This window comes from Microbacterium tumbae, assembly GCF_054780175.1.
Map to the genome: position 1 here is coordinate 621,080 of NZ_BAAGWV010000001.1, position 14,214 is coordinate 635,293.

At 68.8% G+C, this 14,214-nt stretch carries 14 protein-coding genes and 1 tRNA gene; 8 read left to right on the forward strand and 7 right to left on the reverse strand.

Features of this window, described 5'->3' with window-relative positions; all coding sequences use genetic code 11:
* Positions 1–6: 6 nt before the first annotated feature.
* The 3 genes from ACYVGQ_RS02900 to ACYVGQ_RS02910 all read right to left on the reverse strand — a co-directional run bounded on the left by ACYVGQ_RS02900 (position 7) and on the right by ACYVGQ_RS02910 (position 3,285).
* Positions 7–1,419: an MSMEG_0567/sll0787 family protein gene (locus tag ACYVGQ_RS02900; RefSeq protein WP_460783013.1), complete on the reverse strand. Its 1,413-nt coding sequence runs from the start codon at positions 1,417–1,419 to the stop codon at positions 7–9.
* A gap of 1 nt (position 1,420) precedes the next feature.
* Positions 1,421–2,503: an MSMEG_0568 family radical SAM protein gene (locus ACYVGQ_RS02905; protein ID WP_460783015.1), complete on the reverse strand. Its 1,083-nt coding sequence runs from the start codon at positions 2,501–2,503 to the stop codon at positions 1,421–1,423.
* A gap of 239 nt (positions 2,504–2,742) precedes the next feature.
* Positions 2,743–3,285, reverse strand: a complete 543-nt coding sequence (locus ACYVGQ_RS02910) for a MarR family winged helix-turn-helix transcriptional regulator (RefSeq protein WP_460783016.1) — start codon at positions 3,283–3,285, stop codon at positions 2,743–2,745.
* 88 nt (positions 3,286–3,373) lie between these two features.
* Here ACYVGQ_RS02910 and ACYVGQ_RS02915 point away from each other — a divergent pair, with 88 nt between their 5' ends.
* Entirely contained in the window at positions 3,374–4,117 is a 744-nt protein-coding gene (locus ACYVGQ_RS02915; RefSeq protein ID WP_460783017.1) for a MarR family winged helix-turn-helix transcriptional regulator, read from the forward strand.
* Positions 4,118–4,207: 90 nt separating this feature from the next.
* Here ACYVGQ_RS02915 and dcd read toward each other — a convergent pair whose 3' ends face one another.
* From dcd to ACYVGQ_RS02935, 4 genes are all read right to left on the reverse strand, one after another.
* Positions 4,208–4,813: a dCTP deaminase gene (gene dcd / locus ACYVGQ_RS02920; RefSeq protein WP_460783018.1), complete on the reverse strand. Its 606-nt coding sequence runs from the start codon at positions 4,811–4,813 to the stop codon at positions 4,208–4,210.
* 86 nt (positions 4,814–4,899) lie between these two features.
* The gene (locus ACYVGQ_RS02925) at positions 4,900–6,060 is read right to left on the reverse strand and encodes a DUF1611 domain-containing protein (RefSeq protein ID WP_460783019.1); all 1,161 of its coding nucleotides are present in this window, start codon (positions 6,058–6,060) and stop codon (positions 4,900–4,902) included.
* 268 nt (positions 6,061–6,328) lie between these two features.
* Positions 6,329–6,847, reverse strand: a complete 519-nt coding sequence (locus ACYVGQ_RS02930) for a hypothetical protein (RefSeq protein ID WP_460783020.1) — start codon at positions 6,845–6,847, stop codon at positions 6,329–6,331.
* Between the two features lie 145 nt (positions 6,848–6,992).
* Positions 6,993–7,694, reverse strand: coding sequence for an IclR family transcriptional regulator (locus ACYVGQ_RS02935; protein WP_460783021.1), 702 nt, complete (start codon positions 7,692–7,694; stop codon positions 6,993–6,995).
* A gap of 186 nt (positions 7,695–7,880) precedes the next feature.
* Between ACYVGQ_RS02935 and ACYVGQ_RS02940 the strand changes: the two genes are divergently transcribed.
* The 7 genes from ACYVGQ_RS02940 (at position 7,881) to ACYVGQ_RS02970 (ending at position 14,201) form a co-directional block, all read left to right on the forward strand.
* Positions 7,881–8,432, forward strand: a complete 552-nt coding sequence (locus tag ACYVGQ_RS02940; RefSeq protein WP_460783022.1) for a cucumopine synthase-related protein — start codon at positions 7,881–7,883, stop codon at positions 8,430–8,432.
* A 22-nt stretch (positions 8,433–8,454) separates the two neighbouring features.
* Positions 8,455–8,901 carry a hypothetical protein gene (locus tag ACYVGQ_RS02945; protein WP_460783023.1) on the forward strand — a complete coding sequence of 149 codons (447 nt, stop codon included), beginning with the start codon at positions 8,455–8,457 and terminating at the stop codon, positions 8,899–8,901.
* A 74-nt stretch (positions 8,902–8,975) separates the two neighbouring features.
* Positions 8,976–10,508 carry an ABC transporter substrate-binding protein gene (locus tag ACYVGQ_RS02950; RefSeq protein ID WP_460783025.1) on the forward strand — a complete coding sequence of 511 codons (1,533 nt, stop codon included), beginning with the start codon at positions 8,976–8,978 and terminating at the stop codon, positions 10,506–10,508.
* A 27-nt stretch (positions 10,509–10,535) separates the two neighbouring features.
* The gene (locus ACYVGQ_RS02955) at positions 10,536–11,522 is read left to right on the forward strand and encodes an ABC transporter permease (protein ID WP_460783026.1); all 987 of its coding nucleotides are present in this window, start codon (positions 10,536–10,538) and stop codon (positions 11,520–11,522) included.
* Positions 11,519–12,382 (forward strand): ABC transporter permease, encoded by an 864-nt coding sequence (locus tag ACYVGQ_RS02960; protein ID WP_460783027.1) that lies wholly within the window; start codon positions 11,519–11,521, stop codon positions 12,380–12,382. The genes ACYVGQ_RS02955 and ACYVGQ_RS02960 overlap by 4 nt, the downstream gene beginning before the upstream one ends.
* Positions 12,379–14,016, forward strand: a complete 1,638-nt coding sequence (locus tag ACYVGQ_RS02965; protein ID WP_460783028.1) for an ABC transporter ATP-binding protein — start codon at positions 12,379–12,381, stop codon at positions 14,014–14,016. Before ACYVGQ_RS02960 ends, ACYVGQ_RS02965 begins: the two co-directional genes overlap by 4 nt.
* Positions 14,017–14,127: 111 nt before the next feature.
* Positions 14,128–14,201: transfer RNA gene (locus tag ACYVGQ_RS02970), tRNA-Gly, on the forward strand.
* Positions 14,202–14,214 lie beyond the last annotated feature (13 nt).

A 14,214-nucleotide genomic window follows, 5' to 3' on the forward strand; every position in this document is an offset into this window, starting at 1 on the left:
GTCGTGTCAGCGGGTGGGGCCGAGTCCGGTCGCCGGTGTCCGGCTCACGGGCGTCTCGACGCCATCCGGCCAGACCAGGCGGACGTCCGATCCGCCCGTGAGCCGGCCGATGACCGAGGTCTCGGCGAGCTCAGAGGCCATCCGGGACCGTCCGGGACGGTCGGCGGTGAGCATCCCGAATCCGGGGAAGCAGGTGAGCCAGTCCCCGAAAGCGGCGTCGGCGGGCGCGGGGACCGCCGAGACGTCGATCGCGAGGCCCGTGCCCGACGCCTCCGCCAGCATCGCGGCGGTGCCGACGATCCCGCCCATGCTGACGTCCTTGGCCGCCTTCGGACGGGCTCTGCGGACCAGGCCGGCGAGCTCGCGGAGCTCGGCGCCGGAGCGGGCGGAGGTCGTGTCCCACTGCCGGCCCTCGAATCCGCGACGCCAGGATCCGCGGAGGTCGACGGTCAGGCTCAGCTCGTCGCCGAGACGACCGCCCCCGCCGGGGACCGGGTGCTTCGTGCGTCCGAGCGCGGTGACGGAGAGCGCGGCGGCGGGGCCGATCTGGGTGTGCCCGCCGAGGAGCGGGACGCCCCAGGCATCCGCGCCGCTGCGCAGGCCGCCGAGGATGCGCCGAGCGAACGAGGTCGTGGGGGCGGCGACGGCGTCCAGCAGCCCTATCGGCCGCGCGCCCATCGCGGAGAGGTCGTTGACGTTGACGAGGACGGCGCACCATCCGGCCCATTCCGGATCGCGCTCGATCATGGCGGGGAGGATGGCGTCGCACGCCGCGATGACATCGCTGCCGGGAACTGGGGCGCCATCGTCGCCGACGAAGGCCGATCCGCCCAGCGCACGAGGGTCGTCATCGCGGAAGGCGCCGACGAGCGCCCCGAGCGGAGCCTTGGTCGCGGCGAGGAGCTTCTCGATCCGATCGATCGGCCAGCGCATCCGGACATGCTCGACCTGCCCGATCATGGTCCGCCCCCACGCCTCCCAGCCGAGGTGGCGGAACAGCGGCGCGTTGCGCTCCTGCACCGTGGCCTCGAAGCGGAGGACGCCCAGCGAGAGCGCAAGGGCACAGGCCTCCCGCACGAGCGCGGATCCGATGCCGCCGGCACCGCGCGCGTCGCGTCGCACGACGAGCCGGCTTCCCGTCCACCAGCCGATGTCCCGCCCCTCGGAAGCCGGAGCCAGGCGGACGCCGCCGAGCACCTGCCCCTCCTCGTCGAGGCAGACGAGGAGGACGGTGCGGGGGTCGTCGTCGATGCGGTCCGCGTCGTCCGCGTCGAAGATCCCCTGCTCGGCGACGAAGACGTCGCGGCGGATGCTCCGATAGGCGTCCGCCTGCGCCGGCGTCGCCCTGTCGACGCGCCAGCCTCGGGGGTCGACGGCGGGCGGGCGGGCGGAGCCGGTGAGGACGGGGACCTCGAACATCTCAGGCTCCAGCCGTCTTCAGCACGCTGCACGCGCCGCAGGCCGCGCATCCCGCCCGCTGATCCTCGCCGCGCATTCCGGCGGCCTGGAGCAGAGCGGCCACGCGGCTGGTCACGGAGTTCAGCACCTTCCGATGCGGCGCGGGAACTCTGTCGACGTCGGTCGCGAGGGTGCCTTTGAGCGGGCGGAACGGGACGACGAACGGGTACACGCCCATCTCGATGAGCTCGCGGGCGCCCTCGACGAGCTCGTCCGGGTCCTCGCCCATGCCGACGAGGAGATAGGTGGAGACCTGGTTCCATCCGAAGACCCGCACGGCCTCCCGCCATGCGGCTCGGTACTCGTCCATCGTGACCCGCGACTTCCCCGGCATCCAGCGGCGGCGGACCTCGTCGTCCATCGACTCCACGTGGATGCCGATGGAGCGCGCCCCGGCCTCGTAGAGGTCCGTGATGGCCCTGAGGTCGGCCGGGGGCTCGCACTGCACCTGGATCTCGAGGTCGGGGACGGCTGCCTTCACCGCTCGCACGCAGCGGGCAAGGTGCTTCGCGCCGCGATCCCAGCCGTTGGAGGTGCCGGTCGTCATGACCATGCTCGTGATCCCGTCCAGGCGGACGGCCGCCTCGGCGACCTCGGCGAGCATCGCGGGCGTCTTCACGGCGACCGTGAGCCCCGCGTCGAGCGACGCCTCGATCGCGCAGAAGCGGCAGCGCTCGCTCTCGTCGTAGCGGACGCAGGTCTGCACGACGGTGGTGGCCAGCACGTTCTTGCCGTGCAGCTTCGCGATCTTCTCGTAGTTGACGCCCTCGGCGGTCTCGAGGTCGTAGAACCTCGGACGGACGACCGGGGCGACGTCGAAGCCGAGGTCGGCCCCGTCGAGCGTGAGCCGCCCCTGGGAGGTGACGACATAGGGGCTGTCGGGATTGAGCGGGATGGCGGCCCCGTCGCCGTTGACGAGGAAGTGCCCGTCGTCGCTGGGGCCGGCGCCGCCGGCCCTCCGCACGGGTGCGTCGCTGCGCACGCCGAGCAGGGCGATGTTCACACGGGTCGAGACGTGAGCCGGAGTGTCCGTGACGGTGGTCATGAATCCAGTAGACGGACGCCGTGTTTCGGATTGGCTACGAACAGAAGACGACTGTGTTTCCGCCCGAGAAGATCATGTTTCACGATGCGCGGCGGCGCGGACGCGCGCGATGCGGAACGGCGAGGACGCACGATCCGGAGGACTTCGCGCGATCCGGAGGAGCCGAACGCCGATCAGGGCCTCCCGATCCGGCGTTCTCCTCCGGATCGGTCGTGGTATCCGGATCGACGCCTGCGTGATCACTCCCCCCAGTTGTCCGCGAGCTTGTTCAGCAGTCGCGCGAGCTCGGCGCGCTCCTCCTCCGTGAACGCCTCGAGAGCGGTGGAGAGGGCCTCGCGGCGCGCTCCGCGTGCACCGGTGGCGATGCGTCTGCCGTCGTCCGTGAGGGCGATGCGGGTGCGCCGCGCGTCGTCCGGATCGGCTTCGCGACGGACGAGTCCGCGATCCACGCCCTGCTGGACGAGACGCGAGGCGCGCGGCTGATCGACGCCGATCGCCTCGCCCAGCTCGCTCACGCTGAGGGGACAGGATGCCGCGGCGAGCGCCTCCAGCATCCGCATCCAGGCCGGTCCGCCGAATCGGCCGCCCGGCCCTCCGGCCCAGGGCGGTCCGCCGTGGCGGCCGTGCTCCGCGCGGTGGCCGAAGGGACCGTGCATGGCGGTGTGCGGGCCCGCGCCGTGCGGGCCGGGGTGCGGGCCGTCGAACCCGCGCGGAGGCTGCCGGCGTCCGCGCAGGCGCGCCAGCGCCCCGGCGATGGCGTCGGCGGGATCGGGGGTGCTCACGCGTTGATTTTACATGCGACTTGACATGTTTCACTATTGCATGTCACACTACATATACATGCAGTATGACAAGCAAAGGATCTCACCCATGAACACGCAGAACACGGATTCCACGAACCGTCCACTCGGATACTGGCTCAAGGCCGCCGACCGGCTCATGGCGGCGGAGTTCGCCGCCGCCTTCCAGGACGAAGGGCTCACCCGCCGCGACTGGAGGCTCCTCAACGCCGTCGACGACGGGGCGGACCGCGAGCGCCGCCTGCCCGAGCACAAGCTCGAGCGCCTCATCGAGCGTGATTGGATCGCGCGGACCGACGGGGGCTGGGCGCTCACCGACGAGGGGCGCGCCGCCAAGGAGCGACTCGGCGCCGTCGTCGACGGCATCCGCCGGAAGGTCGCCGATGCCGTCTCGCCGGAGGACTACGCCACCACACTCGCCGCACTCGAGCAGATCGCTCGCGCCTACGGCTGGGAGGAGGGCATGGGGCTGCCCCGAGGACGAGGCCACGGCTTCGGGCCTGGACGCCGCGCCTTCGGACGCGGACGTCGGCATGGTCTCGGGCACGGTTTCGCCCCGCGTGAGGATGCCGAGCACGGCCGCCCGTTCGGGCCGCGGCACGGATTCGGGCCGCGCGAGGGCCACGCATCCCACGGCGGGTCGCAGGGCTTCGGGCAGCCCTGCGACCCGCGCGACGGCTTCGGCCCGCACGGACGCCACGGACACCCCGGCGCGGTGCGGCTGCACGCGGCACGCGCCGCACAGCACGCCTACGAGCACGCCTACGAGCGCGGCTTCGACGCCGGGTTCGACCGCGGCTCGCACGTCCGCTGAGCGCGAGACACCACATTCACGACGAGAAACGCCTTCCGCAGTGGTTTGTCACCACGGAAGGCGTTTCTCGTGCGCTACGGCCTCGGCCGTTCAGCCGCCGAGGGAGCCGACATCGGTGACGCCGACATCGGTGCGGTGGAAGTTCTGGAAGGATCGCGACGCCGTCGGCCCGCGCTGCCCCTGGTAGCGGTTGCCGTAGGGGCCGGAGCCGTAGGGGTTCTCGGCCGGGGAAGTGAGGCGGAAGAAGCACAGCTGCCCGATCTTCATCCCGGGCCAGAGCTTGATCGGGAGGGTGGCGACGTTGGCGAGCTCGAGGGTGACGTGACCGGTGAAACCGGGATCGATGAAACCGGCCGTCGAGTGGGTGATGAGGCCGAGCCGCCCGAGCGAGGACTTGCCCTCCAGGCGGGCTGCGACGTCGTCGGGCAGCGTGACCTGCTCGAACGTGGCGCCGAGGGCGAACTCTCCGGGGTGCAGGATGAACGGCTCGTCCGGCTTGACCTCGATCAGCCGGGTGAGCTCGGGCTGGTCCTCGGAGGGGTCGATGAACGGGTACTTGTGGTTGTCGAAGAGACGGAAGTACCTGTCCAGGCGCACGTCCACGCTGGACGGCTGCACCATCGCGGCATCGTGCGGCTCGAGGCCGATACGGCCGGAGGCGAGTTCTGCGTTGATGTCGCGGTCGCTGAGAAGCACGGGAACAGCCTACTGGGCGCGCGAGGGGCGGCGGGGCGCCTCACCACTGCTGGGCTGCATGACGGGGAGGGCCGCGGACCGCGCCATCAGACGGTCGACGAGCTCCCGGCACCCGCACGTCGGCCCGGCGCGAGAGCGGGGAAGGCCTGCAGAACCATATCCGCCAGTGCTGTGAGCGGCCGCGTGAGCGGATCGGTCGCCGGGATGCCCAGCTCGAGCTCGATCTCGTCGATCGACGAGCCGATCTCAGCGTCGGACAGGTTCTCGTGATTCACGGTGACGCCGATCACCCTCGTGTCCGCGAACGCCTCGATCAGAGCGACCTCGCTGGCCACCGTCGGCATCGCCACCATCGGGAAGTCGCCGAGCACCCGCCGCCCAGGGGCGTGCTGCACGATCACGCCTTCGGGGCGGCTGCCGCGCAGGATGTGCGCGGAGGTCAGGTAGGCGGGATGGCTGAGGGCGCCCTGGCCCTCGACGATGATGACGTCGGGATCTTCGCCCTCGAACGCCGCGACCACCTGGTTCTCGACCTCCCCGGAGCAGAACTGCGGCACGAGTGCATCGAGGGCGACGCCGTAGCGACCTCCCTGGATGATCGTCGTCTGGCCCGTTCCGACCAGGACGGCGCGGACCCCCTGTGCGGTGAGCGCCTGCACGAGCAGGGTCGCGGTCGTGCGCTTGCCGATCGAGCCGTCGGTGCCGAGAACCGCGATCCGAGGGCAGGTCACGTCGAAGATCCGGCCGGAGAAGAGATGGAGATCCTTCTTCTCGCGGGGCTTGCGGACGTCGGTGATGGTGACGCCGGCGACCAGGCTCGCCGCGGCGAACTCCGCATCGTCGTTGAGGAACTCGTGCAGGCCGTTGATGATGTGCATGCCGCGGGAGATCCCGTCGAGCAGGACGATGCGCTGCTCGGGCGACAGCAGGCCGTCGGCGGGCGCCAGTCCGCAGATCAGATAGTCGGGAACGCGGTCCGCATGCGCGACGGCCAGCGCGAGACTCCCCAGGACGGGGATCCCGTTGGCGACGCCGTCCAGCAGCGTCCCGGCATCCTCACCCTGATGCGTGCTGTCGATCACGCTGAGGATCTCGTACTTCTCGGAGTGCCGGACGAGGCCGTTCGCGGTCTTCCCGTCCTGTTCGCCGAACTGGCCCTCGCAGTACACGACGGCGCTGCTGCCGGCGGGAAGGGCGAGCGGCTCCGCCCAGGGCGCGGGGGACGGCACGGAGGATGGGGTGGGCATGAGGGTCTCCTCGGACTCGCACAGAGGAGGCGACGGAGAACGTGATGGCCGATGCGGCCCGTCGGTGGACGAGAAGTCTTCCCTGACACCGGCGCGGTGCCGGCCCGCCTACCGTAGCAGGGGCGGCTGGACGTTGCCCGATTCCGCGGGATCGGTCGACGGCGGAAAGGGCGAACCCGTCGGGGCCAGCGCGCGGGGATACCGCAGGATCAGTCGCGGTCTCGCGCCTATGGATGGCCGAGCGGCGTTCTCCTCTCGAGCAGGCCGCCTAGCTTCGGACGGCGCCGCCTTCTTCGACCCAGTCCTCGATGCGGGCGTCGTCGTCGGATGCGGCGCTCGCATCGCGACGAGTGAAGGACACCGATGCGGCCAGGGCCGCGACGGATGCCGCGCGGGCCTGTTCACGGTCGGAGGCATCCTGGAAGAGATGCGCAGCGATCTCGCGCTCCAGCATGAGGGCGGCACTGATCTCGGCGAGCCGATCCGCGAGGACGGCGGCGAGGCCGTCGCGGAGCTCTTCCAAGTTGGTGTTCGCGATCTCCAGGCGACGATCGGCGACGTGCAGCTCGATGGTCGGATATCCGTTCGCGGACAGGTGGGCGCGCATCTCGCCGCCCTGGATCGCGTTCACCTCGTCACGATCCGTCTTGCGTGTGAACACCGCTTCCACGGTGTAGCGGTCCGGGGCTTCATCCGTGCCCAGCGTCGCCGGAAGCGACCCGACGAGGATGTTCTCCAGGCCCAGCAGGTCGGGGCTCTGCCCCGCGATCTTCAATTGTGCACTCATGCTCGGACGTTACGCCCTCAACCTGTGCGCGCTCACAGCCCCGCTCGGATGCCCCCCCCCCCCCCCCGACAGCTCCCGCTGCCGTGGTGAATCGTCCATGCCGCGCAGTCGGATCGGGCGAGCGACGACGCCGGCGAGCCGCGGACTATGCGCCGGGGAAGCGACCACGTGACCGCAGCATCGACATGTCGGCTCCCAGCGCCTCCGACATCTGCGCGGCATGGGCGAGCACGATACGGCCGAAGCGTTCCAGATCCTCGTACGAGGTGCGGTAGCGGGGGGCGGTGATGCTCAGCACCCCCAGGACCGTGCCGCGGTGGCCGAAGACGGGAGCCGCCACGGCATCGATCTCATTCTCTTCCCGACTGGAGATGGCGTAGCCGGCATCCGTCAGCTCATCGGACAGCGCACGGCCCATCGCCGTGTCGGCACGAGGAATCGTCCGCCCGGTCCACGTGCCCGCCTGCACGAGTTGTGCCGAGGGCGAGACCTGCCGCAGGTACAGCACCTCATCGTCACCGAGCGAGCAGCCGAGCGCGGCCATCTCCTGGGTCACCTCGGCGAGAGTCTCCAGATGCGGACCCGCCAGTTCGTAGAGAGGATCGTCTCGCAGAGCCTCGGCGGCGAGCTGCTTCATCCGCGGTCCTGCCGCATAACGACCGTCGTCGCCGCGCGTGACCAGGCCATGCCCCGCCAGCGTCGCGAGCAGACGCGATGCCGTGGCCGGCGAGAGCTCGACGCCACGCGACAGCTCGGCCAATGTGGATCCCCCGCGCGCTTCCAGCACGCGCTCGAACAGCTGCAGTGCGCGGTCGACGGTTCGTGTCGACGGCTTCGCTTCGTCCACAGCACTCCTATTGATCATTCAACGAATGTAGCTTTCATTCTATGATCATTTATTTCGACGATGTAACCACTCAATGAAATCTATTTGCATTGGGTGATCAACTACTCGTCCGCGAACTATCGTCGCTGCTGCGGCGCATATGCGTCGGCCTAACGGACCGCTCGGAATGCCGGAGCGGAGGAAGGGGTGTCGACCACCGTGGTTGCACAAGCTGAGGTACGCAAGGAAGTCGGAAGCGTTCAGGAGGTCATCGCCCATATCGATGCAGCGCGCGAGGAGATCTGGGAGGCACCACCGCAGGAGGTGCTCGACCTTGCCGCAGGCAAGGTGCCACTGGGCACCGGCGCGAAGAACAACTACCTCTCGACGATGATCTTCGCCGAGAACGAGCTGCGCACGCTCACCGACGAGATCCTCTGGTTCGCATGGGCCACCGCGACGCGGAGCCCGGAACTCGACCTGACCACCCTCGTGGCCTACATGGACGAGATGGGCCAGTACAAGGCGAACATGAACATCTACGTCGGGCTGCCCGAGGCTGGCGAGATCATGAAGCTCTATGTCGGCGGCATCCGCAAGGCCTCCTCGATGCAGGAGTTCGCCGACCTCACCCAGTCGATCATGACCTACATGAACCGCCTGCACGGCTGGGTCGACATCGCCTTCCCCTGGGGGCTGGTGGACGGCTTCAAGCGCGTCAACCCGATCCAGCGCATCGCCGACGCGGCCCGATCCTGATCACGAGACGAGGAACAACACAATGAAGATCAACTTCAACCTCGACGGCAAGGACGTCGCGATCATCGAAATCTGGGAGGACAAGGTCCCCGACCTCGCCGAGACGATCCGCGACGCCCTGCCGTTCTCGACATACCTCCAGCACGGCAAGCTGACAGGAGACCTGCTCCTCATGCAGACGAAGTTCCTGGCCGACTGGGAGAACATCTTCTACCCGGAGGACCTCGCAGCCGAAGTCGCCGCCACCGGCACCGAGATCCGCGGCGCGGTCTCCTACTACGGGCCGCGCCAGCAGATCTCGATCATGTACGGCAACGACATCCCGGCCGAACCGCTCCCCGTCTCGGCGATCGGATGGGTCATCGAAGGCGCAGACCAGCTCGAGACGATCGGGATGAAGACCTGGCTCGAACCGGGAATGCGCGTCTGGCTGACGCTGGTCGACGAAACGGCTCCCGCCGCGTCATGACCCTCGGGTCGGGGGAACCCGCCCCCGGCCCCTCCATCACAGAGCACCACCGAGATCATCGGAGACGAGAATCCATGTTTGGTCACCCTCTCGGCGATCGGGCACGCGGCCCGATCGCCCTCACCGCACTGGTGGCGACGACCGTCGTCCTCGCCGGCTGTTCCAGCACCTCCGCAGACGACGAGACGGACGTCCTCCGCGTCGGCGTCGCATCCCTGTCCGACGCCGACGCGATCGACCCTGCGCAGGCGACCACGACCGGCGGCTACATCATCGCCCGGCAGATGTACGACACCCTCGCCGAGTACGGCACCGACGGCGCGTGGCAGCCGAGGCTGGCGGAGTCGATCGAAGCCGGGGACACTGCCGATGCCTGGACCGTGACGCTGACGGACGCGACGTGGAGCGACGGCACGGCCGTGACGGCCGATGACGTCGTCGCCACCGTCCAGCGCTGGTTCGACGAAGAGCTGCCGCCCAGCGGGGCCATGCCGTTCATCGACCCGGATCAGGTGGTCGCGGTCGATGAGAAGACCATCGAGTTCACGCTGCTGTATCCGACCGTGACGTTCCCCGAGGCTCTGGCGAGCCCCACGAGCGCGATCGTCCCCGCGACCTTCGATCCCGAGGAGCCGATCGGTTCCGGCCCGTTTGTCCTGGAGGAGAACGATCCGGGGGTTCAGCTCACCTTCACGGCGAACGAAGACTACTTCCGCTCCGCCCCCGGCGTCGACGAGCTGGAGATCGTGAGCTTCGCCGACGCCACAAGCGCCGCTTCCGCGCTGACAGCCGGGCAGATTGATGTCGATGCGAGCATCGACCCGACCATCGTCGACACGATCGACGGCGTCGACGGCTACTCGATCTACGACTACGCGAGCAGCGGCACGCTCACCTGGGTCATGAACACGGAGCAGGAGCCGTTGGATGATCCGGTCGTGCGGCAGGCGTTGCGCCTGGCCGTCGACCGCCAGCAGCTGATCGATCAGGTCTACAACGGCTACGGCGAGGTCGGCAACGACTATTTCAGCCCGTTCGACCCTCTGTACAACAGCGCGCTCCCACAGCGCGAATACGACCCGGCTGCCGCCAGGGCGATGCTCGAGGACGCCGGCTACACCCTCCCCGTGGAGATCCACCTCGTCGGCACCGACAACCAGCCCACCAGCGAGCGCCAGAACGAGGTGCTCGTGCAGCAGGCCGCTGAGGCCGGATTCGACATCACCTACGAGTTCGTCGACAGCGCGACGTTCTACGGGGACGCGTACGGCACCTACCCACTGTCGCTCAGCTACTGGGGATTCAGCGGCATCTTCGATCAGGCCGCCTTCACGATCACCGATGATGCGCCGTACAACTCGTCGCACTGGATCGATGACGAGTACGACGCGCTGTTCGACGAGGCCATCAGCACCGTCGACGAGACGGAGCGTGAGGCGCTGGTCGCGCAGATGCAGGAGATCGAGTACGACCGCGGCTCCTACATCGTCCCCCTGTTCCTGCACACCCTCGTCGGCCTCTCCGACGAAGTCACGGGCGCTGCCGCATACCCCAACTCCGACGGCGCCTTCGGATACAACTTCTGGATCCTCTCGCTCGAGGACTGAGGAACAGGTACCGAAACCATGGTCACGATGACGGAGACGTCCACCTCTGGCGATGCCGCGCAGATGGCGCGGATGATCCTTCACAGGACAGCGGTCGGCTTCGGGATGCTGGCGGTCGTCTCCGTCATCGTGTTCTTCGCCACCCAGGCGCTGCCGGGCGACATCGCCCGGCAGCTGCTCGGGCAGACCGCCACGCCCGAGCAGCTCGCCCGCATCCGAGAGCAGCTCGGCTTGGACCGACCCATCATCGTCCAGTACCTGGACTGGCTGGGCGGCCTGTTCGTCGGAGACTTCGGTGTGTCGCTGTCCTCGGGCACCCCCGTGACGGAAGCGCTCGCCACGCGCGCGGGCAACACCGCGATCGTGGTTCTCCTCGCCGCCGCGATCACGTTGCCGCTGGGGGTCGTGCTGGGCACGATGGCCGCCCGGCGCGCCGGAAGCGTCGCGGACCGCTCGATCTCCTCGATCATGCATGCCGTTCTGGCACTGCCGGAGTTCGTCGTCGCGATCGCACTCGTATGGGTCGTGTCCGGTGTGCTGAGGCTGCTGCCGCCGACCTCACCGCTGGACCCACGGCATACCGCCTGGGAGCAGCCCGATCTCTTGGTCCTCCCGGTGACCACGATGGTGATCATCGCGACACCGCACCTCACCGAGGCGGTCAAGACGCTCGTGCGCGACGAGCTCGGCAGCGATCACGTGCGATGGGCTCGTCTGAGCGGGATCAGCGAGCGCAGGGTGCTCGGCACTCACGCCCTGCGCAACGTCGCCGGTCCGAGCGCGCAGGTCGGGGGCGTCACTATCAATTACCTGCTCGGCGGTATGGTCGCCGTCGACGCCGTCTTCTCGTTCCCCGGTATCGGCAGAGCACTCGTCGATGCCGTCGCGGCGCGCGACATCGTTGTCGTGCAGGCGATCGCGATGGGGGTGGCGGCCATGCTCACCGTCACATTCCTGATAGCCGACGTGATCGGCATGCTGACCGACCCCAAGCTGAGGAGCCGCCGACGATGATGACCGTCGAGATCCTTGCCCCCCTCCACAACCGACGCGATACATCGCTGTGGCTGATGCTCGTCCGCGATCCGCTCGCGTGGATCGGCGGGCTGGCGGTCGCTGCGATCGTCGCGATCACCGTGATCGGCCCTCTGACGACTCCGGCCTCTCCCGACGAGTTCGTCGCGCAGGTGTTCGCCGCCCCTTCGGAGCGGCTGCCGCTCGGGGCCGATGTCCTCGGCCGCGACGTCTTGGCACGCCTGCTCGTCGGCGGCGGAGCGTTTCTCCTCGAGGGACTCCTGGCGGCGATCATCGGCGTCGGCACCGGCGTGATCCTGGGCATGCTGATCGGTGTGCTCGGACGCCGATGGTCGGGAGTCCTGCTCTTCCTCAGCGACTCGATCATGGTCATCCCGCAGATCCTCCTCGTGCTCCTCGTACTCGCCGCATTCGGAGCGACGCCGGTGACGCTCACTCTCTCTGTCGCATTGGCCCAGATCGCCTATACCGCCCGGGTCGTGCATGCCGCCACAGCGCGTGTCACGACAGAGGACTACTACGCGTCAGCGCGCGCCATCGGCCTGCCTGTGCCAGCGCTCCTACTGCGAGAGGTGCTGCCCAACATCGCCGGCGTCGTGCTGGTGGAGTTCGGCGTACGACTGTCCGTGAGCTTCGTCGCACTCGCCTCGTTGAGCTATCTCGGATTCGGATCCGCAGCGGCCTCGTGGGGTGCGATGATCCACGAGAACCAGGGCGGCATCACGTTGCAGCCTTTGGCGGTGCTCGCACCGGTCGCGACGATCGCGATCTTCCTGCTCGGCATGAACCTGCTTCGAGATGCGCTCGCACGCGCTGTCGCGAAGCGGAGCGCACGATGAGCGGCTCCGGCGGTTTCGTCCGAGACCTGTCGATCGTCACGGGGCATGGCGGCGTCCCCATCCTCGACGGCGTCGACGTCGAGATCGCTCCCGGGACGATCGTTGGCCTTGCCGGCGAGACCGGCAGCGGCAAGAGCACCGTCGGCCTGTCCCTGCTGGGGCATCTGGGACCAGGCCTCGTGCTCCAGGAGGGCGTGGCGATGGTCGCGGCTGAGCCGGTCCTCGATGCGAGCGCCGGCCAGCTCTCTGCCGGACGCCTGCGCTCGTTGCGGGGGAGACTGGTGAGCTACGTCCCGCAGGACCCGGGTACCGCGCTCAACCCGGGCATGCGGGTGGGCGTAGCCTTCGCCGAAGTGCTGCGCGCTCACGGCCATCCCAACTCCCAGGAGCGGCGCGAGAGCCTGTTCGAGACGGTCGGCCTGCCCACGGGACGCTCCTTCGCACGGCGGTATCCGCATGAGTTGTCGGGTGGGCAGCAGCAGCGCGTCGCGATCGCGATCGCCTTCGCTCTGAACCCAGCGCTCGTCGTGATGGACGAACCGACCACAGGACTCGATGTGGCGACCAAGCAGCGCGTCGTCGGGCTGGTGCGACGACTGGCGGTCGAGCGGGACGCCGGCATCCTGTTCATCAGCCACGATCTGCCTTTGCTGACCGAGCTCGCCGATCGGATCGTCGTGATGCGAGCAGGCCGCGTTCTCGAAGAGGTCGCCGCTTCCGCGATGGATGCTGAAGCCGCCGCCCCTTACACCCGCCGCCTGCTGGCGGCGTTGCCCGCCGCGCGTCCGCCTCGACGGGATCAGCCGAGCGGATCGCCCGTGCTGCGGGTGCGCGGAGTATCGGCCTCACACGGGAAGGTCGAGGTCACCCATGAGGTCGACTTCGAGGTCGCTCCCGGGCAGTGCGTAGCAGTGGTGGGCGAATCGGGCAGCGGCAAGACGACCACGGCACAATCGATCGCCGGTCTGCACCGCGACTTCCGCGGCGAGATCGTCCTGGGCGGCGTATCTCTCGCGCACGGTGTCGCCGCTCGCACACAGGACCAGCGCCGACAGCTGCAGTACGTCTTCCAGAACCCCTGGGGAGCACTCAACCCGCGGCGCACGATCGGCGCCTCGATCGCCCTTTCTGCGCGCCGCCTGCTCGGTGCGAGCTCGGGTGAGGCGAAGGAGATGACCCTGCGCTCGCTCGCCGCGGTCGGGCTGCGGGATGATCATGCCGATTCCCTGCCTCAGCGACTCAGCGGCGGCCAACGACAGCGTGCCGCGCTGGCCCGGGCGCTGGTCGTCGAGCCCACTGTGCTCGTTTGCGACGAGGTGACCAGTTCACTCGATCTGTCCGTGCAGGCGGAGGTCGTCGACCTGCTGGTCAGGCTGCAGGAGGAACGGAAGATGGCGATGGTCTTCATCACCCACGATCTCGCGCTGGCCACCGCCATCGCCCACGAGACGCTCGTCCTCAAGGACGGCGTCGTGGTGGAGTGCGGGCCGACGCCTGAGGTGCTCGCCCGCCCCGCGCATCCGTACACTCGGCAACTGGTGAACGCCGGGCATGCCGTGTTCCGGGTTCCGGAGCAGGGCTCTGACCCAGGACGCTTGCACGAACGACCTGCTGATCCCGTCGCCTCCTCCTGAACCGCGGGGATGCACGTCGCTCGGCGGCGCGCCCGCGTTTGCCCCTCCATCACCCCGCCTGTAGGCTTGCCATGCTCGACTGAACTCGGAATTCCGTGGCCAGATCGACGCGGGGCTGTAGTTCAATGGCAGAACTTCTGCTTCCCAAGCAGACAGCGCGGGTTCGATTCCCGTCAGCCCCTCCACTTTCGGTCCGTC